The sequence below is a fragment of the Shewanella dokdonensis genome, assembly GCF_018394335.1.
Lineage (GTDB): Bacteria > Pseudomonadota > Gammaproteobacteria > Enterobacterales > Shewanellaceae > Shewanella > Shewanella dokdonensis.
In genome coordinates, this window is sequence record NZ_CP074572.1 from 3,302,104 (window position 1) to 3,323,055 (window position 20,952).

Annotated in this window: 11 protein-coding genes and 5 pseudogenes; 10 read left to right on the plus strand and 6 right to left on the minus strand. The window is 49.2% G+C overall.

The window, feature by feature from the left end:
* Positions 1-207: 207 nt before the first annotated feature.
* Entirely contained in the window at positions 208-3,480 is a 3,273-nt protein-coding gene (locus KHX94_RS15905) for a S41 family peptidase (protein ID WP_213681365.1), read from the plus strand.
* Positions 3,481-3,600: 120 nt separating this feature from the next.
* Here the strand turns inward: KHX94_RS15905 and KHX94_RS15910 are convergent.
* Positions 3,601-4,043 (minus strand): annotated as a pseudogene (locus tag KHX94_RS15910) (OsmC family protein).
* Between the two features lie 237 nt (positions 4,044-4,280).
* Here KHX94_RS15910 and KHX94_RS15915 point away from each other — a divergent pair.
* The 4 genes and pseudogenes from KHX94_RS15915 (at position 4,281) to KHX94_RS15930 (ending at position 9,952) form a co-directional block, all read left to right on the plus strand.
* Positions 4,281-5,825 (plus strand): S8 family serine peptidase, encoded by a 1,545-nt coding sequence (locus tag KHX94_RS15915; protein ID WP_213681366.1) that lies wholly within the window; start codon positions 4,281-4,283, stop codon positions 5,823-5,825.
* A gap of 321 nt (positions 5,826-6,146) precedes the next feature.
* On the plus strand, positions 6,147-7,718 hold the full coding sequence (locus KHX94_RS15920) for a methyl-accepting chemotaxis protein (RefSeq protein WP_213681367.1): 1,572 nt from the start codon (positions 6,147-6,149) through the stop codon (positions 7,716-7,718).
* A gap of 131 nt (positions 7,719-7,849) precedes the next feature.
* A pseudogene (gene hpf / locus KHX94_RS15925) lies at positions 7,850-8,208 on the plus strand (ribosome hibernation-promoting factor, HPF/YfiA family).
* Positions 8,209-8,422: 214 nt separating this feature from the next.
* Complete coding sequence (locus KHX94_RS15930; RefSeq protein WP_244859197.1) at positions 8,423-9,952, plus strand: methyl-accepting chemotaxis protein; 1,530 nt, start codon at positions 8,423-8,425, stop codon at positions 9,950-9,952.
* A gap of 1 nt (position 9,953) precedes the next feature.
* Here the strand turns inward: KHX94_RS15930 and KHX94_RS15935 are convergent, their stop codons facing one another.
* Positions 9,954-10,535, minus strand: a complete 582-nt coding sequence (locus KHX94_RS15935; protein WP_213681369.1) for a TetR/AcrR family transcriptional regulator — start codon at positions 10,533-10,535, stop codon at positions 9,954-9,956.
* Positions 10,536-10,704: 169 nt separating this feature from the next.
* Here KHX94_RS15935 and KHX94_RS15940 point away from each other — a divergent pair.
* Positions 10,705-11,747: pseudogene (locus tag KHX94_RS15940) on the plus strand (alkene reductase).
* Here the strand turns inward: KHX94_RS15940 and KHX94_RS15945 are convergent.
* From KHX94_RS15945 to KHX94_RS15955, 3 genes and pseudogenes are all read right to left on the minus strand, one after another.
* A complete protein-coding gene (locus KHX94_RS15945; RefSeq protein ID WP_213681370.1) occupies positions 11,683-12,597 on the minus strand; it encodes a substrate-binding periplasmic protein in 915 nt (304 codons plus the stop codon). The pseudogene KHX94_RS15940 and the gene KHX94_RS15945 overlap by 65 nt on opposite strands.
* A 10-nt stretch (positions 12,598-12,607) precedes the next feature.
* Positions 12,608-14,984: pseudogene (locus KHX94_RS15950) on the minus strand (Lon protease family protein).
* A 124-nt stretch (positions 14,985-15,108) separates the two neighbouring features.
* Positions 15,109-15,537, minus strand: coding sequence for a winged helix-turn-helix transcriptional regulator (locus KHX94_RS15955; RefSeq protein ID WP_213681371.1), 429 nt, complete (start codon positions 15,535-15,537; stop codon positions 15,109-15,111).
* A 122-nt stretch (positions 15,538-15,659) separates the two neighbouring features.
* On the opposite strand from KHX94_RS15955, the gene KHX94_RS15960 reads away from it, so the two are divergent.
* Positions 15,660-16,508, plus strand: a complete 849-nt coding sequence (locus KHX94_RS15960; protein ID WP_213681372.1) for an SDR family oxidoreductase — start codon at positions 15,660-15,662, stop codon at positions 16,506-16,508.
* A 157-nt stretch (positions 16,509-16,665) separates the two neighbouring features.
* Here the strand turns inward: KHX94_RS15960 and KHX94_RS15965 are convergent, their stop codons facing one another.
* Entirely contained in the window at positions 16,666-17,040 is a 375-nt protein-coding gene (locus KHX94_RS15965) for a helix-turn-helix domain-containing protein (RefSeq protein ID WP_213681373.1), read from the minus strand.
* Positions 17,041-17,242: 202 nt separating this feature from the next.
* On the opposite strand from KHX94_RS15965, the gene KHX94_RS15970 reads away from it, so the two are divergent.
* The 3 genes and pseudogenes from KHX94_RS15970 (at position 17,243) to KHX94_RS15980 (ending at position 20,738) form a co-directional block, all read left to right on the plus strand.
* On the plus strand, positions 17,243-18,454 hold the full coding sequence (locus tag KHX94_RS15970) for a sensor domain-containing protein (protein WP_213681374.1): 1,212 nt from the start codon (positions 17,243-17,245) through the stop codon (positions 18,452-18,454).
* Positions 18,455-18,478: 24 nt separating this feature from the next.
* Positions 18,479-20,101: a methyl-accepting chemotaxis protein gene (locus tag KHX94_RS15975; protein WP_213681375.1), complete on the plus strand. Its 1,623-nt coding sequence runs from the start codon at positions 18,479-18,481 to the stop codon at positions 20,099-20,101.
* 129 nt (positions 20,102-20,230) lie between these two features.
* A pseudogene (locus tag KHX94_RS15980) lies at positions 20,231-20,738 on the plus strand (TIGR00645 family protein).
* Positions 20,739-20,952 lie beyond the last annotated feature (214 nt).

Here is a 20,952-nt window from a genome sequence, read left to right on the forward strand (position 1 = left end):
TCTATATCACATATAAACTTTGTGTATAGCCTTATTGCACTATAGTCTTAACGGCAGCCCCATCGCAGATCCCCGCGTATTCCAGATCCTCACGATTGACACATTTGCTAAAACTTCTTCACTGATACTCAGCTGAATGTCGCTGTTTTCTCTGTTAATTTGGCAGTTGAAATAGCAATACTGCATATCGAATAACAAGAGGCATTCATGAAACTTCGTCATTCCGTTGCCTGCTGCATGCTGGCGTTTGGCACGTTTGCTGGCAGCGTGCTCGCGGCACCTGCGCCCGAATTAGGTTATTACCGGGCTCCAGATCTGCACGGCAATACTTTAGTGTTCACTGCGGAAGGGGATATCTGGACACAACAACTGGGCGCTAGCCATGCAAGCCGTCTGACGAGCCTACCGGCTGAAGAATTGAACGGAAAAATCTCTCCAGATGGACAAACGTTGGCGTTTACCGCCAATTATGATGGGGCGCAGGAAGTTTACACTATTCCCATGGCCGGGGGCATTGCCAAGCGCGTGACCTTCGAGAACAGCCGGGTTAAGGTGCAGGGCTGGACCCCCAATGGCGAAGTGCTGTACGCCACCGACAATGCAGAAGGACCATCAAATTTCTGGGTGCTGCGTTCGGTAAACCCACAAACGCTGACAACTCACGATATTCCGTTAGCAGATGCGGTGCAGGGCGTGGTGGATCCGAAAGGGGAATACGTTTATTTCGTGCGTTTTGGCTTGCAGGTCACCGGTGATAACGCCAAGGTTTATCGCGGCGGTGCGGCGGGAACCTTGTGGCGCTATCAGCTTGGTCAGGATCAAGAAGCGCAGCGCTTGTTGCCGGAACATCAAGGCTCAATTCGTTCACCTATGGTCTGGCATAACCGGGTGTATTTTGTCTCCGACGCCAGTGGTAATGCCAATATCTGGTCAATGGCCAGTGACGGTAGCGATGTTAAACAGCTGACCGACTATAAAGACTTTGAGGTACGCTCACCATCGCTAGATCAAGGGCGAATAGTGTTCCAGTTGGGAGCCGATATCCATCTGCTGGAGCTTGCCAGCGGTAATGATCAAACCCTGGCAATCCATTTGGCATCAGATTTCCCTGAACGACGTGAACACTGGGTTAATAATCCGCTGAAATATATTGCAGACTTTAATCTGGCACCTTCAGGAAACAAACTGGTCTTGACGGCGCGTAGTCATGTTGCTGTGGCCGGCACAGATGGTTCACGGCTGATACAGCTGGCAACCGATGGCAGCTATCGCCTGCGCAATGCGGTGATGAGTAAAGACGGTAAATGGATTTATGCGATTTCTGACGCCTCCGGGGAACAGGAGATCTGGCGTTACGCCGCCGATGGTAGCGATGCGGCCAAGCAGCTCACCAAAGATGGCCGCAATATGCGCATGAGCCTAGTGTTGTCGCCGGATGGTCGCTATCTAGCGAATGATGATTATCAAGGCAATCTGTGGCTGCTGGATCTTGAGAAAGGCAGTAACAATAAGATTGTCAGCAATAACGAAGGGTTGGCACCTTATCAGAATATTGTCTGGTCGCCCGACAGCCGTTATCTGGCAATCACCCGCAGCGAGCTTGGAAGTCCAAGACCGCAAATCATGTTGTATCAAGTAGATGGCGGAAAATCTGCGCTATTGACCAGTGATAAGTATGAGTCCTTCTCTCCTGCCTTTAGTCGTGATGGCAAGTGGCTGTATTTCTTATCAAATCGAGAGTTCAACAGCACACCAACTTCACCTTGGGGCGATCGCAATATGGGGCCGGTATTTGATAAACGGGCCGATATTTTTGCCTTGGCGTTAGACGCGCATGCGAAATTTCCATTCCGGCATCCCGATGAACTGAGTACCGATGCCGCTGCTGACGCTGAGGCAGACAACAAAGATGTGAAACTCAACGTCGAATGGCAAGGTCTGGCGCAGCGTTTGTGGCAAGTGCCGGTTGCTTCAGGTAATTACGACTCATTGCAGCTTAATGATAAGGGCCTGTACTTGCAGCAATGGAGCATTGACGGCCAGCAGCAGGATGTGAAGTTTATTAAATTCGATAACCTGTCAGCCAAACTGGAAACCTTTGCGGATGATGTCAAAGGATTTCAGTTATCTGAAGATGGCAAAAAGATGTTCGTGTTTAAAGGCACTGGTAATGGGCAGATGCTGATTGTGGATGCCGGTGAGAAAATCAGCAAAGATCTGGAGCATGCCAAAGTACAGCTCGGAGGCTGGCAGTTGGCCATCAATCCACAGCTGGAATGGCGGCAGATGTTTGATGATGCCTGGCTGATGCACCGTGAATCATTCTTTGATAAAAAGATGCGCGGCGTGGACTGGCAGGCAACCAAAGCCAAATATCTGCCACTGTTAGCAAGAGTGACCGACCGTCATGAACTGGCCGATATCTTCACCCAAATGATGGGGGAACTGGATGCCTTGCATTCGCAGGTACGCGGTGGTGATTTTGCTGGCGATCCACAAGCGCCTAAACCATCGGCACTAGGTGCCAGACTGACGCAGACGAAAAATGGCGTGGTGATCAGTCATATTTATCGCAACGATCCAGAACTACCGCAACAGGCTTCGCCGTTGGCGCGGCCGGGTGTTGATATTGCTGATGGCGATATCATTACCCATTTTAACGGGCGAAAGGTCAGTAACCTCAGCGAAATCACAGCATTGCTGCGTAATCAGGCCGACAAGCAAATATTGTTGCAACTGCAACGGGGTAAACAGAGTCACAAGGCCATCGTCAAGCCCGTCAGTATTGCTGACGATAACCAACTGCGCTATCTGGACTGGGTGTATCACAATGCTGCAAAGGTAACCGCCGCCAGCAAGGGTAAGATTGGCTATCTGCATCTGTATGCTATGGGGGCGGGTGATATCAGTAATTTTGCCCGCGAATTTTACGCTAACTACGATAAACAGGGATTGATTATCGATGTCCGCCGCAATCGTGGCGGCAATATCGACAGCTGGATCATTGAAAAACTGTTACGCAAGGCGTGGGCCTTCTGGCAACCAACTCATGGCACCCCGAATGCCAATATGCAGCAGACCTTCCGTGGCCATCTGGTCGTCTTAACGGATCAGTTGACTTACTCTGATGGTGAAACTTTCTCTGCCGGTATTAAAGCGCTGGGGATTGCACCACTGATTGGTAAACGCACTGCTGGTGCTGGGGTGTGGTTATCTGGCCGTAATCGTTTGACCGATGGTGGTATGGCGCGGGTTGCTGAATATCCGCAGTATGCTATGGATGGACGCTGGATAGTCGAAGGGCGCGGGGTCAGTCCTGACATTGAAGTGGATAACCTGCCATTGGCAACCTTCCAAGGACAGGATGCCCAGTTGCAGAAAGCGTTAAGTTACTTGCAGGACAAACTGAAGTCTGAGCCGGTCCCGCCACTGCAAGGTGTCATGCCCGCTCGTGGTGAAGCGTTACCCGTACGTCCATAATAACCTCCGTAATAAAACCAGCCCCGCTTGATGGCGGGGCTGGTGGGCGGTTATCACAACACGTTATCCGAGTTTAGGTGTTACCGGGCAAGCAGTTCCCGGTCCGGTGGCACCCGTTTCTTAGAATTCAATTGCTATTTTTGTGTCACTGGCGAGTGAGTTGGCAATAAAACAGTTGGCATGAGCCTTCTCATGAATTTTTTCCAGTGTTTCCCGATCCACTTCGGCGCCTTCTGCAAATGTCACCTGTGGTTTTAGAAAAATATGGGTGATAGCAACCTTACCAGATTCTTTTTGCCAAGTTCTGCCACTGGATTGTCACAGTAACTCAGTACGGGTAAACGTTTCAGGTGGGCGATGGTTAAAAAGGTCAGCATATGGCAGGAAGAAATTGCTGCTAGCAGGCTTTCTTCTGGATTCACTTTGGTTTCAGTGCCTTTATATTCAGGCGCGGAAGAGGCCTCGATATGCTGACCGCTGCCAAACTGAATATGGTGGTCACGGTTAAATTCCCCTTCTGGGGCAGGGCTGGTCTCCCATGACACAGTGACATGAAAACTCATAGCTGATTCCTGCATTACGTCTAAAAAGTGTTTGTGCACTATAGCTCAGAACTCCGCTATTTGTCTCCTTTAGCTATTATGCTTTGATTTTTATGGATAAATTTTTAGAAAATGCCGTTAAATTCCCGCTGTTCGCTTCTTCTGTCATTGTCGCTTGCGCAAATGGAGTGCACTGTCTATAACAAAAAAATAAACACAGTTAACGTTTTATTAATATTAGTATTGGCGGAGGTAGTCATGCGGTCCTTATATCAGGCAGTGGCGGCAGCAATATTGCTGGCACTAGGCACCACTGCTGTCATGGCAAATGAGCGTTACATCGTTAAGTTTAAGGATGGAAAAGGGCCAGCGGTTAAAGCGGCACTGCATGCCCAAGGCGCAAAGCTGGAGCTCGAGTTGACGCGGCACAATGCTGCCGCATTCAGCTTGCCAGCCCAGGCACTCACTGGCCTATCGCACAATCCCAATGTCGAGTATGTGGAACTAGATGCCAAACGTTATCCTATGTCACAGACAGTTCCTTATGGCATCCCGCTGGTGCAGGCCAATCAAGTCAGTGATGCCATGACTGGCGATATGAAAGTCTGCATTATTGATTCAGGCTACGATTTGGCGCATGAAGATCTCAGCGGCAATAGGGTTGATGGTGCTAATGATAGTGGCACAGGCAATTGGTTTACTGATGAAAATCATCATGGTACCCATGTCGCGGGAACTATCGCAGCGCTGAACAATGATGTCGGCGTTATCGGTGTTAACCCCAACGGCAACCTCAATCTGTTCATTGTTAAAGTATTTAATGCCGATGGCTGGGGCTATTCCTCCGGGCTGGTGGCCGCACTGGATACCTGTGAAGCCGCAGGGGCTAACATCATTAATATGAGTCTTGGTGGTAGTTTCAAGAGCCGCACAGAAGATGCGGCATTTGCCGCTGCGGAAACCGCAGGCATCCTCAGTATTGCCGCCGCCGGTAATGACGGCAATAGCCGTTACTCTTATCCAGCATCCTATAACGCTGTGGTATCTGTTGCAGCGGTGGATGCAAATAAGCAACACGCGGAGTTTTCGCAATACAACAGCCAGGTTGAACTCTCGGGCCCAGGTGTCGGGGTTTTATCGTCCGTCCCTATGGGCACCGCATTGGTGGCGGCAACGACAGTGGCAAATCAGGACTACTTGGCAATTGCAATGGAAGGCTCTCCAACTGGTAGCGCTTCCGGGACTTTAATGGATTGTGGCACGGGCGAGAGCCAGTGTAATGCGGCGGGCAAAGTATGTTTGATCCAGCGCGGTAATATCTCCTTTGCCGACAAAGTGCTGGCCTGTGAAAACGGTGGTGGGGTTGCTGCTATTATCTACAACAATACCGCGGGTATGTTGAATGGCACGCTTGGCACCACAGCCACGGCAATCCCTTCGATAGGGGTAACTGCTGCTGATGGTACAGCTATGCTGGCGGCGCAGGGAACTCTGGCGTCGGTCAGTATTGGGCCTGGCAATTATGCCTACTTTGATGGTACTTCCATGGCAACGCCTCATGTTGCCGGGGTGGCAGCGTTAGTATGGAGCCAGTTTCCACAGTGCACCAACACTCAGATCCGCGCGATACTGCAAGTTACCGCTGAAGATTTGGACACCGCGGGGCGTGATAATTACACCGGTTTCGGTTTAGTGCAGGCTAAGGCGGCGGTAGATTATTTGGCGCTACACGGTTGTGCTGTTAGTAACAGTGGTGGAAATAACGGTGGTGGCAGCACTTGTAAAGGGAAACGTTGTAAATAGTCACTTTCTATCATCCTTGCAAAAACGCCGCAGACTTGTGGCGTTTTTTACACGTGTAGCCAGCGCTATGACATGATGCTGACGACTCTATATGCGTCAATCTCCCCGCGAGAAAGGCTGTTACCGTCGCAAGTGTAGGTAGTTTCACTGTCGTGTCATAAAATCTGTAACGGAAGTGGCATTTCCGCACTTTGGTCATTGCTCTGAATCACATAACTGCTACTGTGTGCACTTCAAAATTGGCTAATAAAAGCTGTTGCTGTTGTAGCATTATCTGGCATATGGCAGCGATTGCAAAACCGCTTCGGGAGATATCTGCAGATGCGCGTAAATCAACCCGTCACCCAAAAAGAAAAGCAGCTTTCTGATACCAGTATTCTTCTTTCTACCACCGATCTTAAAGGCACTATTAAATATGTGAACAAAGATTTTGTGGATGTCAGTGAATTTACCGAAGACGAGTTACGCGGGCAGCCGCATAACATTGTGCGTCATCCTGATATGCCATCAGCCGCCTTTGAAAGTCTTTGGCGCCGGGTTAAATCTGGTAAGCCGTGGATGGGAATTATTAAAAACCGTACTAAAAGTGGCAGCCACTACTGGGTAAATGCTTATGTCTCGCCCGTGCTGGAAGAGGGCAAACTTCATGAATTTCAATCGGTGCGCCACAGCGCTAGCCCAGAACAGATAGCGTCTGCCAGCAACATCTACCAACAATTGAATCAAGGTAAAACCCCCGCGGCACTGCGTCCTGCACGTTTGGGGTTTGCACGTGGGTTACAATTGTCGGGGGTGCTCAGCCTGCTGTTAGGATTCGCCAGTGCTTGGATTTCTCCTTGGTTAGGGCTGGCTGTCGCGGTCTGTGTATGGTTGCTGTTAAGTCAGTGGCAGTTATCTGCTTTTTTCGCACTGGTGAAAAAGTCCCGCAACGTTATTGATGATCCCTTGGCTAGAGCTGTGTACTGCGGGCGTCAGGATGAACTGGGACAACTGAGCTTGGCGATGACTTATCTGGTGGCCGAGACTGGCGGTGTTATCGGGCGGATGGCCGATTCTGCCTATGCTATCAGTGAAGAGAGCATCAACTTACAACAAACGCTACGGGCCAATGCCGAGCGTGCCGAGGGGCAGAGTGAACAAACCCGGCAAGCCGGGGCGGCAATGTCTGAAATGACGGCCAGTTTTAATGAAGTGGGCAGTAATGTGCAAAATGCCAATGAAGAAATGAATGCCAGCTTAACGGCGACTCAGGCGGGCCATGACAGTTTGCAAAAAGTGATCTCGGCGATTGGCGTTGTGAACCAACGGGTGCGTGACTTTGCGGTATTGGTGGAGTCAATCCAGAAAGATAGCGCGGCTATCAGCGAGGTGCTGGATGTTATTCACGCTATTGCGGATCAGACTAACTTGCTGGCACTTAATGCCGCTATCGAAGCTGCGCGAGCAGGTGAAGCCGGCCGTGGATTTGCGGTGGTCGCCGATGAAGTACGGCACCTGGCTAGCCGTACCAGCGAATCCACCAGCCATATTGAAAGCATCATTAAACAGTTCCAGCAGACGACCAATAATGCCGGAAATCAGATAAAAGCTGGCGAGAGCGAAGCCCAGCATTCAGTAGATCTGGCGGAAGAAGCCAATCAAGCATTTGAAGCGTTGAAGCATTCTATCAATCGGCTTGGTGAGATGAGCGAAGCGAATGCTGCCGCCTTGCAGCAGCAAGCCTTGGTATCGGAAGAGATTAATCGGTCAATTGTGCTGATCAGCGATCTCGCGAGTGAAAGTAACCAACAGACATCAGAAGCGGTGGGCCGTAGTGAACAGGTTAGCCGTTTGTCGGTGAAAACCCGTCATTTGTCGGAGCAGTTCTGGCATCAGAGTGTGCGACGCAAATGATTATTTGGTGATTATTTATCCGAACAGTCTGATCTCCGGGCCCTCTGGCGATTTTATTTGCCGAGGGCTCTTGTGTTTTTATATAAAAGTCCCAAGCTCTGTAGATGAGTCAATGGAAAAAGGGAAAGCTTATGAAAATCCAGATTTCAGGTCACCATGTTGAAGTTACAGCCGCTGTACGTGCCCATGTGGAAGAAAAATTTTCAAAAATTATCAAACATTTCCCGGACTTGTCGGATTTGATGTGATCATCGCTAAGGAACATGGTCAGCATCAGGTGGATATCCGTACTAACTATGAAGGGGTTGCGGTAGCTGCGTCCGGCACCGATGAAGTAATGTACCCGGCAATTATGGTTGCCGTTAAAAAACTGGAAACTGCACTGAAACACAGAAAAGGCCAACTTAAGGCCGATTTACATGAAAAACCCCAGTGTACGACTCCTCCTATTGCGCATGAAATTATTCAGGAAATGGATTTATCGAATTAATATCTATACTGAATCTTCTGCAGAAAGGCCGCATTGCGGCCTTTCTTCGTTTATGTTCCACCAAAGTTCAATGGGCGAAATCTGCGCAAGGCGGCAACCTGTGGTTTAAGCTGACATATATGAATAAGTTTAATACCTAAAGCCTAAAGCCAATATTCAGGGGGATGTATGCAGAACACGCAACGCCGTTGGCCCGTGATCGCGGGAGGTGTCAGTGGCTTCTGCCTGTTGGGCGGCCTGGCAGTTATTGCTCAATAGTAATCTGCTGTTGCAATTGCTTGGTGGGCTGCTGCTGTTGCCGGTGCTTGCGCTGCTGTATTGGCTCAAGACCCAGGTGAATTTCATTGACGATGCAGAGAGTAAAGATAACGCTGCCAGCGCAGAACAACAGGCGTTACATCGCATTGCCACAGATGCCAGTCGTATCGCCATTGGCGGCGCTGAAGTCTCGCATTTTGTGGATGGCTTGCAACAGAATATTCAGGGAAGTGGCGAGGCCGCCAGTCAAATTGCGGTGGCCGCCAATCAATTATCGGCAACGACAGTCTCGCTCAGCGAGCATGCCGAGGCAGTATTGCAACAGGCCGAACAATCACGGCAACTGAGCCTCGAAGGCCGACAATATGCGGTGTCTGGTCTGGATGCCATTCGTACGCTGAGTCAGGATATCGACTCGGCGGCTCGAAAAGTGGAGCAATTACAACAACAGGCTGATGCCATTGGAAAAATTACCGAGGTGATAGACGGCGTTGCCGCTCAAACCAATCTGTTGGCGTTGAATGCGGCCATTGAGGCAGCGCGTGCCGGCGAGGCGGGGCGTGGGTTTGCGGTGGTCGCCGATGAAGTGCGTACACTGGCGGCTAAAACGGCGGATGCCACGCAGGATATTGGGCGGATGTTGAGTCAAATTCGCCAAGATACTGAGCAGACATCATCATTGATGGGCACAGTGGTAGGCCGCACCGCTGAAACCGTTAATGCTATCTCGGCGTTAGAACAACGTTTCGATGGTATTGCGGGTGGTGTACAACAATCGACTCAAGCGTTGGCGCAGATTGAGACCGCGCTGAGAGAATACCGCGACACTACCAGTGAAATCTCGGAAGCGATTGTCAGGATCAGTGACTCACTGGAGGAAACCGGACATCGCAGCGAGCAGATAAGCCAACAGGCCTTTGAGTTCTCCAAGACCACCGAAGGTATTTTCTTGGCGCTCAATCACTGGAATATAGGCACCTTTGAACAGCAGGTGTTGGCTGAGGCACAACAAGCCGCCACGGCTTGTGGTCAGTTATTGGAACAGGGATTACAACAGGGAACATTCACCGAACAGCAACTTTTTTCCCCTCAATATCAACGTATTGGTGAGATAGAACCGGCAAAATATTCCACGGCTTTCGACAGTTACACCGATCAGTATTTCCCAGCAGTACAGGAACCGATACTCAGTCGTCACTCGCAGATTATTTACGCGGGCGCAGTTGATCATAACGGTTATTTCCCAACGCATAACCAACGTTTTAGTAAACCTCTGACAGGCGATAGCGGTAAAGATACGGTGAATAACCGCACTAAGCGGTTGTTTAACGATGCTACCGGCATTCGCTGTGGTCGCCATACCGACCCTATGCTATTACAGACTTATAAACGGGATACTGGTGAAGTTATGCACGACTTGTCTGTCCCGGTGTTTGTTAACGGCCGGCACTGGGGCGGATTTCGCATCGGTTTTCGCGCGAATTAATTCAAACAAGTAATTGCTGGGTCAACATGGCGATCAGTTGGCGCAATTGCTGCTCGTGAGGATGCGTATGGGCGTAGGTGCGTAGACCATAAACGGCCATCACCAAAAACTGCGCTGACGCCTTGGCTCCTGGTGTTGCCGAAATTTCTCCGGCGGCAATGGCATTGGCAAATGCGCTTTCCAGCGCTTGTTGCCATTGTTGCAAATATGCCGATACTTTAGCCGCAACATCGGCATCCTGTTGGCCAACCTCGGTTAATATCTTCATCAGCAGGCAGGCTTGTGAGGTATCACAACTGAGGCATTCTGCAACAATGCCATCTAGGTAATGCTGTATTTTTTGTTTGAATGGAATATCAGAGGTAAATAGCGTTCCTAACTGTTGGCTACGATCTTCATGGTATTGGTCGATGGCGGCCAGTAACAATCCCCGCTTATTTTCAAAAGCACAATAAATTGAACCCGGGTGTAAGCCAGTTGCGCGCGTTAAATCTTGCATACTGGTTTTGCTGTAACCCTTGCCCATAAAAGCATACATGGCGTTACGCAATACCTGTTGGCGATCAAATTCAGCGTTTCTCATAGCGTCTCATCCTGTCAGATGCCCGTCAGTTTAGTCTTTTTGAATAGTTGTTCAAAAATAACTTGCACTCCACAACACGACTCTTTATCTTGAATGCCTGTTCAAGAATAATTATCGATGCTGCATATGGGGCTTTACCCCATGGTCATCGCGTACTGAGGACATTTCCATGCATGATGTGTTGTTTGAGTCTTATCATCTTAATGACAAAATCACTCTGAAAAACAGAATATTAATGGCGCCACTTACCCGTTGTATGGCGGGGCCAGGGTTAGTGCCCACCGATGAGATGGCGGCTTATTATGCCCGTCGTGCTGATGCTGGGCTGATCATCAGTGAAGCCACCATTATTCGTCCAGACGGACAGGGTTACCCTAACACGCCGGGATTGTTTAGCGCCGAGCAGATAGCCGGTTGGCGTAAAGTCACCGATGCCGTCCACGCTAAAGGGGGTTGATGTTCGCACAGTTATGGCATACCGGCCGTGTTGCCCACACCTTTTTCTTTGGTGGCGAACATACGGTTGCGCCTTCGGCGGTAGCCTTGAATGGCACTGTGCCTCGGATGCGGGAACTGCAATACGAAACGCCCAAAGCACTGACAGTCAGCGAAATTGAACAACTGGTGCGTGATTATGCTAAAGCGGCTGAAAATGCGATTGAAGCAGGGTTTGATGGCGTCGAAATCCACGGCGCCAATGCATATCTGATCGATGAGTTTTTACACCATGACAGTAACCGCCGGGAAGATGAATACGGTGGTACTCCCGAAAATATGAGCCGTTTCCCATTGCAGGTCACCGATGCTATTGTTGCCGCTATTGGCCGTGAGCGTACCGCAATACGTTTGTCACCCGCCGCTTATGTGAACATGGCGCCTGATGCCCGTGATCGCCAGGTGTTTGACTACTTGTTACCTGCGCTGGAGCAACGGCAACTGGCATATGTACATCTGGGAATATTTGATGACAGTCTGCAATTTGATTACCTCGGTGGTCAAGCATCCACTTATCTGCGTGAACATTACCGGCAGACGCTGGTGGGCGTAGGCGGTTATGACGCCGATAGCGCCAGCGCGGCGATTAGCGCGGGTAAATTCGACCTGGTTGCTATTGGGCGGCCGTTTATAGCCAATCCTGATTATGTGGCTAGAGTGCGCCAGGGAGATGCCACCAAGGCATATTCAGATGAGATGTTGGCGACGCTGTACTGACATACATCGACGCTTCCATGAGGGGACGATGGGCCGCCGGGTTCGTTGATGGGCGAATAATTTCCGGCATCTGATTGGAATGCAGCATTGAACCGTAACGGGCCAGGATCTGTTCATAGCGTCCATCGTCCATGATCAGTTTCAGGCCCTGATTGAACGCGCTGATCAGCGCCTGACTCCTGGGATTATCGATGCCAGCAGATAGGTACAGATTTTGTATTGTCAGTGGCGGACCGGTGAATTGGTAACGGTCTGCCAGTTTTAACTGATAAAAGCGGTAACTGGCCACGATCTCATCTTCCAGCGTTAGATCCAGCCGTTTCGCCGCCAGCATCCGCAGGTTTGCCAGAAGATCCTGATGAGGTTCGCGGATAAAGTTATGGCTCTTAGCAAATTCCCCGGTATAACTGTAGTCCCGCACGATACCCACTCTTTTTCCGCGCAGTGACGCCAGATCATGATATTCAAATGGATCGCCAACCCGTTTGATAAAACGTAGCCGATTTTGCAGGTAAGGTTCAGAAAACAGCAAAATCTGCTGTCTATCCTCTGACTTCCATGTTGCGAGCAACAGATCGTTTCTACCGTCAACCACATCCCTCATCGCCCTGGCCCAGGGCTTGATAGTGACTTGCAGTGTCACTCCTTGCGTTTGCAGTGCTGTTGTGACGATGTCGAGTGCGAGTCCATTTCGGCCATCCACATCAATAATTCGGCCATCCACATCAATAAATGGTGGCCAGGCATCGTTAGTGATTGATGCCACTGTGGGATGTTCAGTCGCCGCCACAACCGGAAAGGTCAGCAACATTGACAGCAGTAGGGCAATCCGGGTGGCGCGGCTATTCATCGGCGACCTCTTAGGTTGATTTACTGCTAGCGCGCAGTGCCGCCAGGTTGACCGACGCTGCGCCAAGCACGCTGTGCAGTGGGAATTGTCCACGTTTATCGGCACTGCCTGATGGCATGTCACATAGTAGGCTCAGCGCTTCACAAACATGGGTGACACTCCAGATATGGAATTTCCCCGAGCGACTGCATCGACTACGGACTGCTTCAACATCAGGTTATTGACATTGCTGGCAGGAATGATCACGCCTTGTGTGTGTTTACGCCCTTTGCGCTGGCAAACATCGAAAAAACCTTCAATTTTTTCATTGACGCCACCAATCGGTTGAGCTTCTCCAAACTGGTTCATTGACCCGGTGATAGCAATGTCCTGGCGGATAGCAATATCGCTGATTGCTGACAGTATGGCACAGCATTCGGCCATTGATGCACTGTCGCCATCCACCCCAGAGTATGATTGTTCAAAAGTGAGTGAAGTTGTGAGCGGTATGGCTTGGTCTTTCCCAAGCAAGTTATTGATAAATGCTGATAAAATCCATACACCTTTAGAATGGATTTTACCGCCGAGGCGTACCTTATGTTCAATATCCAGCACTTCACCTTTACCAAAACTGGTGCTGGCTGTGATGCGATTAGGCATGCCAAATTGATGGTCGCTGGTCGCGATAACTGACAATGCGTTGATTTGGCCTACCGCTTTACCTTTGACCTCCAGCAGGTTGGTGCCTTGGGTGAACCCTAACATCAACTGATCGCGCAGTTTGGATACGCGTTGTTCCTGCTGGGTCAAGGCTTGTTCTACATGTATGGCGCGGATGGATCTGGCATTCACTGAGTTTGCGCAATAATGGCTTTCCCGCAGTAGGTTAGCCACATTGGCCGAATGCAGTGACAGCTGTGTTTGATCTTCTGCCTGACGGGAACTGTATTCGATAATGCGGGCGATGGCACTATGGTCGCAGTGCAGTAACTGGTTGTCATGCACGATGGATGAGATAAAACGTGCATAGAGACTTTCCACTTTAGCGCTACGGGGCATGGTGTCTTCGAAGTCGGCGGTCACCCGGAACAATTCACAGAAGTCAGGATCATAGTGTTGCAGTAATTGATATGTCTGATAGTCACCGAACAAGACGATTTTAACATCTAGTGGGATTGGCTGTGGTTCCAGTGATACCGCGCCGGACAGCGAGACTTCGCGCTCCAGTGAATTAAGATCCAGCGTCCGGGAACGTAATGCCCGTTTTAAGCCATCCCAGACATAAGGACGTTCGAGCACTTTAATGGCATCCATCAGCAACACCCCGCCGTTAGCGCGATGCAGACTGCCTGAACGGATGAGCGAGAAGTCAGTAAATACGGTGCCGCGAAAAGTCGCATTTTCGACATAACCGAATAAGCCATGATAGGTAGGATTTTCTTCTACTACTACCGGGAAGCTCGGCTGCTCTTGGGTAACCAGCAAATTCACCTGATAACGGCGAGGCATCTTTTTTCCAGCGAAGCATAAGCAAGCCCAAGTTGGTCTTCACTTTGCTCCAAGAAAATATCCAGATTCCCCAGCATGTCTTTTTGCATAGCGGTCAGAAAGTTGCGGATCTCTGGAACCGCGCGGTAATCATCTTTCAGTGGTTTGAAAAAATGGCTTAAGACTTCGCGGGCTACCTGTTCATCGTGCTGTTGCTGTTTGGTACTGAACTCCTCTTCCCATTCTGTCAGTTGCCGCACTATGCCCCGCAGCCGCGATTCTAGGTGGCGGATATTTTCCTCAAATTTATTGCGCTCAGCTTCCGGTAACGCGGCATAGCTTTCATCGGTATGCGGTTCTTCACCGTTAAGCGCCATGAGTTGATAGTCGCCATCAGGACTGATGGTCAGCCGTACTTGTTTTTCCTTTGCCTCAGTCGCCAGTTCGGCCAGTGTCGCTTCTTGACGCTGGGTCAACTGGGTTTTCAGTTTATCAGCTCGGCGATAATACACTTCGTTATCAAAAGCTAACGGCAAGGCTTTCACCAAGCGTAGTACGGTTTTTTCCACCTCTTTTTTAAATTGGGCACCGCTGCCCGCAGGCAAACGCAGCACTTGCGGGGTTCTGGGTTCATCAAAATTCGCGACATAACACCAGTCGTGTAGCTCCTGCTCCAGCGGTTGGTGGCGTTTCAAGTAGCGCAGCATCATAGTGCGCTTACCCAGACCACTGCGACCGATAGCAAAAATGTTATAGCCCTTGTCACGGATGGACATGGCAAATTCGATCGCACTCTGCGCGCGTTCTTGACCGATAATATCGTCCAGTGGCGCCAGTTCACGGGTGGAGTTGTTAGTTCCCAACAGACTGAGATCGGCTGGGCGATAGAGCTGTTGTGCATCAAGGGCACTAATAGCCATGAAAGCTTCCTTGTTATTCATCATTCAGGCATGGTTTACACGACAATAAAGGGCGACGTACGGCAAAGCAATTGCTGTGAATGGATTAACACAAGTTTTGTGCTCCAGCCCACTGCCAGATTGTTCACGATTGCCAGTGTTGTGGGCCGGATGTTTGCTGCTCTTGGTATTGCTGTTGTGCTTTAAGAACGTGATCTATGTTTTCCTCAATCCAATCGGCTAACCCCACAACTTGACGGGCAATGAGCACACCGCTAGTGGTTAGCGTGTATTCCACATGCGGTGGCACGACGGGGAAAACCGTACGTTCTACAAAGCCGTCACTCTCTAACTGTTGTAGTGTTTGTGCTAGCATTTTTTCACTGACGCCGAGGATCTTGCGTTTCAACGCGCTGAATCGCTGCTGCTCTCCATTCAATAGCGCCAGTAATACCAGAACTCCCCAACGGCTGGTGACGTGTTTAAGCACTTCCCGTGATGGGCATCTGTCTGAAAACAGGTTGCCCCGTTGCATCTGTGCCGCTAAACCAGTTTCAGGGGTTGGTTGTTTCATTTTTATACTTACCTTTTTGTGTGTACTTACTAAAAGTTTGTGTTGGCGCTAGTATAGCGACTAACGATGGCACGATACCAGTGACATTTACTTTATCGAGTAAGTTAACAAGGAGCACGAACATGCTGGCAGTAACAGGCGCAACCGGACAACTTGGCAGATTAGTTATTGAAGCGTTATTGAAAAAGGTACCAGCACAGCAGATTGTGGCGGCGGTACGTAACCCAGATAAGGCAAAAGATTTAGCCGCAAAGGGCATCCAGGTAAGATTGGCGGATTACAACCACCCCAATACTCTGGTTAGCGCGTTTGCGAATGTTGATAAGTTATTGCTGATCTCCTCCAGCGAAATTGGCAAAAGAACTGAGCAGCATAAAGCCGTCATTGATGCGGCTAAAGCGGCCGGTGTTAGCTTGTTGGCCTATACCAGTCTGTTACACACAGATACTTCGCCTTTGATGTTGGCCGAAGAACACAGCGCCACTGAAGCATATATCAAGCAGAGTGGTATTCCCGCAGTGATTTTGCGCAACGGCTGGTACAGCGAAAACTATACCGGTAGTGTGGCTGCCGCCCTGAGTCACGGTGCTGTATTTGGTTGTGCTAAAGATGGCAAGTTGGCAACCGCGAGCCGGGCAGATTATGCCGCCGCCGCTGCTGCGGTATTAACGCAGCCAGATCAAGCTGGCAAAGTGTATGAACTGGCAGGAGATAATGCTTTTACCCTGACTCAGTATGCCGCTTATATCAGCGCAGCTAGTGGTAAAAAAGTGGAATATAAAAATCTGTCGCAGGCAGAATATATTAAGCTGCTAGAACAGGTTGGTTTGCCAGCAGCCGTTGCTTCAATGCTGGGCGATTCTGAAGCGGGTGCGGCACAAGGCGCTTTGTTTGACAATAGTAAGCAGTTGTCAGCACTGATTGGTCGCCCAACCACACCGATAGCGCAGAGCATTAAAGCTGTGCTCTAGATAAATTAGATTTATCAAAATTAGTTTTTGCCTAAGTGGCAAATTTCGAAGGAGACCGCTTTGGAATTTGCCACTTTTAACACTTTCCCCGTTTATCGCGAGTTTTTTAACCTGTCATTGCTGAAATATTATTTCATATTGCAATACATTGTATATTTTAAATTTTACCATTTTGCCAATGATGTAATAACCGAACCTGCTCAAGCAGTAGTTTTCGATTGTCGTTGGAGAGTTCGTGGAACAGTCGCAGCAATATCTGTGTTTCTGGGGCCGCAATTACATCATCATGGTTTGACCAAGTATCTACATCCGTCACGTTCTGTACTATCCCTTTTTCACAAGCCGCATAGAGGCTTGACGGGGTTGTATCTAGCGCATTAGCCAGTTTAATCAATAACTTTTGTGATGGTTGGCGTAAGCCATTTTCAATGCGAGAAACACTACTGGTTGCCATGTCGGCATCCAGTGCGAGCTGTTCTTGTGTCAGTTTGCGTTGGATGCGCAAAACTCTGATGGCGTGTCCTATATGCATGATTTAATTATCCAGTGCATATTGCCAAATAGGCAAAACCATATAGGCAAATTGCTTGACACAATGTTCCTTATAGGCAATATTCGGAGACTGATTTGATGACACAGTGATAAATGTAGGCCACTGCGCCGATTGCAGAGATATCTGCCGGGGTGGGCTGGTTGTCAGGTGCCGTGATTAACATTGGGAAAAGGACGTCAATGTGCTGGGTAATAGTAGTACTCTCCGGCGGGAATACGAATTGCTGGAACAACTTACTGATAGCATAGTGGTTGTGAATGCTGTTGGTGAGATTCTTTTAGTTAATACATCAGCGTTAAAGCGCTGGCGTTATCAGTCTGAACAGTTGCTCGGTGAATCCATTTTCCAGTTGCTGGACGAGTCTGAAAGCCGCATATCTCTACCGTTAAGTCAGATAGTCGGCAAGACCGTTGATGTGAAACTGCGACAGGGCAATGGCGAACATCGTAAAGTTGTTATGTCTGTCTCCAAATTGCGAGCGGAAGATCCGGCCCTTTATCTGTTAATTGTCAAATACAGTTATCCGTTAGCCCTTCCCAGAAGTACCGTGTCACCACAGTATTCTAAGCAGTTTCTACTGAAAGCAGCGAACAACAGCAATCAAGAACAAGTCGCGGCAGGTGGCAGCCATCTCTCATTTGCGGATGACTTACGCGAGGCCATCGCTCAGCAACAACTACAGCTTTATTTTCAGCCTCAGATTGACATTAATACGGGGGTCATATGTGGGGTAGAAGCGCTATGCCGCTGGTTTCACTGTGAACATGGCATGATCCCTCCTGACAAATTTATTACCTTGGCAGAGTCGGTCGGCATTATCACCGAACTTGATCTATGGGTGCTACGTGCTTCATGTCAGCAATTATTACAGTGGCGTGCCAAGGGACTGCAGATCCCGTGTATTTCCGTCAACTTGTCATCGGTAAATTTACGCTATCCAGCATTACCAGAATTGATCTTTGAAGTATTGCAGGAATGTCACTTGACTACCGATGACGTGATCATCGAGATCACCGAAAGCGGATTTGTGGAGCACGAACCTATTGTGCAGGACGTTATCAATGAACTGTACGCGAATGGCATTCAGCTGTCGGTGGATGATTTTGGTATCGGCTACTCCAATTTAAGTCGATTGCAGACCTTACCTGTGAGCCAGTTGAAACTGGATAGGAGCCTGATAGAACACATAGAAACTAGCAGTATTGCCAGATCAATCAGTGAAGCGGCGCTGCAGATTGGTAAAAGCATGCAGCTCCAAGTGGTTGCAGAAGGCGTGGAATCAGAAAACCAATACCAGATATTGAAGGAATTTGGGTTCCATGTTGCTCAAGGGTATCTGTTTTCTGCACCGCTGAGTGTTACTCAGTTTGAACGCTGGGTTATTTCCCAATAATAAAAAAGTCGTTGTGGAGTATTTATGATACGCGCTGTCGGGATTGCTAAACGTTCGTTTTTTTCTTTTGGTCTGTTAGGAATGGTTACCTTACTGCTAGGACTATTTGCGGTGGGGCAACTGGGCATTTTGAAGAATGATATTAATGTGCTCAGTCAGCAGTGGTTACCCGCAGTGGCAAAAACCGGGGAAATGCAACGTGATTTTCTAAGCTTACGGGTAAGTGCCAGTGAAATTTTTAACCGTAATGATGATGACAATATTGCCAAAATATCGACTGATATCAGTCACTGGTCAGATAAGTTATCTGATGCAGAACAGCAACTAGAAGCCTTTATTGTTACGGATGAAGCCAAAAAGATATTTAAGTCGGTCAAACAGTTAAGAGAAAACTATATTGCAGCGGTGAAACAGATTGTGGTGTTGATCCAACAGGGCAATCGACAAGATGCGCTGCTGCTACGTAGTAAAGATGTTCAGCCTATTTCGGCAGAATTAGTCTCCGCATTGGATGATCTGTCGGCGCATCAAGTAGATCAAGCCACCAAAGCTTCATCTCAGGCCATCACTGTATTTGGCGAAACCAAAGTTGCCTTATTGTCAGGTGCCGTAGTGGCCTTGGCGATTGTACTGGTCCTCGCTTGGTTATTCAGTCGTAGTTTGATTACCCCACTGCGAGAAGCGGTAGATGTCGCCCGCACTATCTCTTCTGGTGACCTGACACTCGAATTTGTCGATGAAGGACGCGATGAAGCGGCGGATATGATAATCGCTCTACGACAAATGCAGACCAAGTTACGTGACGCCATGCACACCATCGGTGACTCTTCTCGCCAACTGGCGGCGACCTCTGAGGAACTGAGTGTGGTGACCGGCCAGTCCACCCAGATTGCCACGGAACAGAGCGATCAGTTGCAACAGGCGGCATCAGCGGTAAATGAATTGACCGTGGCGATTGATGATGTAGCTAGAAGTGCCGCAACTGCATCTGACAATTCCAATCTTGCCAATGACAAAACTGCCCAAGGGCAACATAAAGTCAGTGAGACTATTCAGACGATAGAAGCCTTGGTTGAGGGGATTAAACAGTCTTCTGCGGGGATCAGCCAACTGGCACAAAAAGTCACCGAGATTGGTTCGGTGATGGATGTGATCCGCGGTGTTGCAGAGCAGACCAACCTGTTAGCACTGAATGCGGCCATTGAAGCTGCACGCGCCGGAGAGCAGGGCCGCGGTTTTGCTGTGGTGGCCGATGAAGTTCGCGCGTTGGCGCATCGGACTCAGGAATCTACCGCTGAAATTGAAGCCATGATTAAGTCGGTGCAATCTGAAACCAGCCATGCGGTCAACGATATGTCACAGAGCAATCTTCGCGCCGCAGAAACGCTGACCGTGGCCAATGAAGCCGGGCAAGCACTGACAGAAATTGCTGCATTGATAAATGACATCAGCCAGCAAAATTTGACAATTGCCGCTGCGGCAGAAGAACAGGCAACTGTTGCCAGAACTGTAGATAGCAGTTTGGTGTCAATTCGGGATCTGTCCGTACAAACAGCCGCGGGTTCGCAACAGACCAGCGCCTCAAGCACTGAGCTTGCGGGCCTAGCAGAAAAACTGAATGAACTGATCTCAAGATTCAAGTATTGAGATTTTTGCACGAGTTTCGCACCATACTAAAGGCGTGCAGATAGCAGTAGATAGCTTGCTGAAAGTAAACAAATCAGTAATATAGCCACTAGTTTATGTGGCTATATTTATAATAAAGGTGTGGTGATTATGTCTAAACTCGAAATAGCACTCGAGCATCTGCTGTTCCGTTCGCGCTGGTTGCTGGCGCCGTTCTTTTTCGGGTTGATGCTGGCGGTATTAGCGCTGCTGGTGAAATTTTTAAAGAACTTTTTTACTTACTTTCCGGGATCTTTAGCGATACGCCGGAAGAGTCAATAGTCAGTATTCTCACGTTAGTGGACAGTGCCTTGTTGGCCAGCTTGCTACTGATTATCGCTTTTAGTGGGTATGAAAACTTTGTCTCTAAAATGTCGGTAGACGATCATGAAGACCGACCCGCGTGGATGGGTAAAGTCGGTTTTGCCGATCTCAAATTAAAATTGATTGGTGCTATTGTGGCTATCTCTGCCGTTGAGCTGCTCAAAGCTTTTGTGGCGGCGGGGAACTCAGCAGTAACGTGCTTGGCTGGAAAGTGGGCATACACCTGACATTTGTGGTTTCCGGGGTGTTATTTGCCATTACCGATGCCATTGCTGACCGCCAGAAAAAACACTGACATCAGGCAAATACTCGTCCGTTAAGCGCACCTCAATGAATGTAAGGGCTCTAGCATTATGGTGGTACATCTTGCTGGAGCCCTTGCTGTTTAGCTTGCGTGCCCTGCTGTTTAACTAGCCATAGTGACGGTTGCTTTGGCTCAACGCCATATCTGCATAAAACCGATGGCGCATGCAAAAGTGACATTGGTGATATCAACTTCCCGCTAGCAT

Coding starts and splice junctions, on each gene's coding strand:
- KHX94_RS15905 (WP_213681365.1), top strand. CDS start 208: ATGAAACTTCGTCATTCCGTTGCCTGCTGCATGCTGGCGTTTGGCACG.
- KHX94_RS15915 (WP_213681366.1), top strand. CDS start 4,281: ATGCGGTCCTTATATCAGGCAGTGGCGGCAGCAATATTGCTGGCACTA.
- KHX94_RS15920 (WP_213681367.1), top strand. CDS start 6,147: ATGCGCGTAAATCAACCCGTCACCCAAAAAGAAAAGCAGCTTTCTGAT.
- KHX94_RS15935 (WP_213681369.1), bottom strand. CDS start 10,535: ATGAGAAACGCTGAATTTGATCGCCAACAGGTATTGCGTAACGCCATG.
- KHX94_RS15945 (WP_213681370.1), bottom strand. CDS start 12,597: ATGAATAGCCGCGCCACCCGGATTGCCCTACTGCTGTCAATGTTGCTG.
- KHX94_RS15955 (WP_213681371.1), bottom strand. CDS start 15,537: ATGAAACAACCAACCCCTGAAACTGGTTTAGCGGCACAGATGCAACGG.
- KHX94_RS15960 (WP_213681372.1), top strand. CDS start 15,660: ATGCTGGCAGTAACAGGCGCAACCGGACAACTTGGCAGATTAGTTATT.
- KHX94_RS15965 (WP_213681373.1), bottom strand. CDS start 17,040: ATGCATATAGGACACGCCATCAGAGTTTTGCGCATCCAACGCAAACTG.
- KHX94_RS15975 (WP_213681375.1), top strand. CDS start 18,479: ATGATACGCGCTGTCGGGATTGCTAAACGTTCGTTTTTTTCTTTTGGT.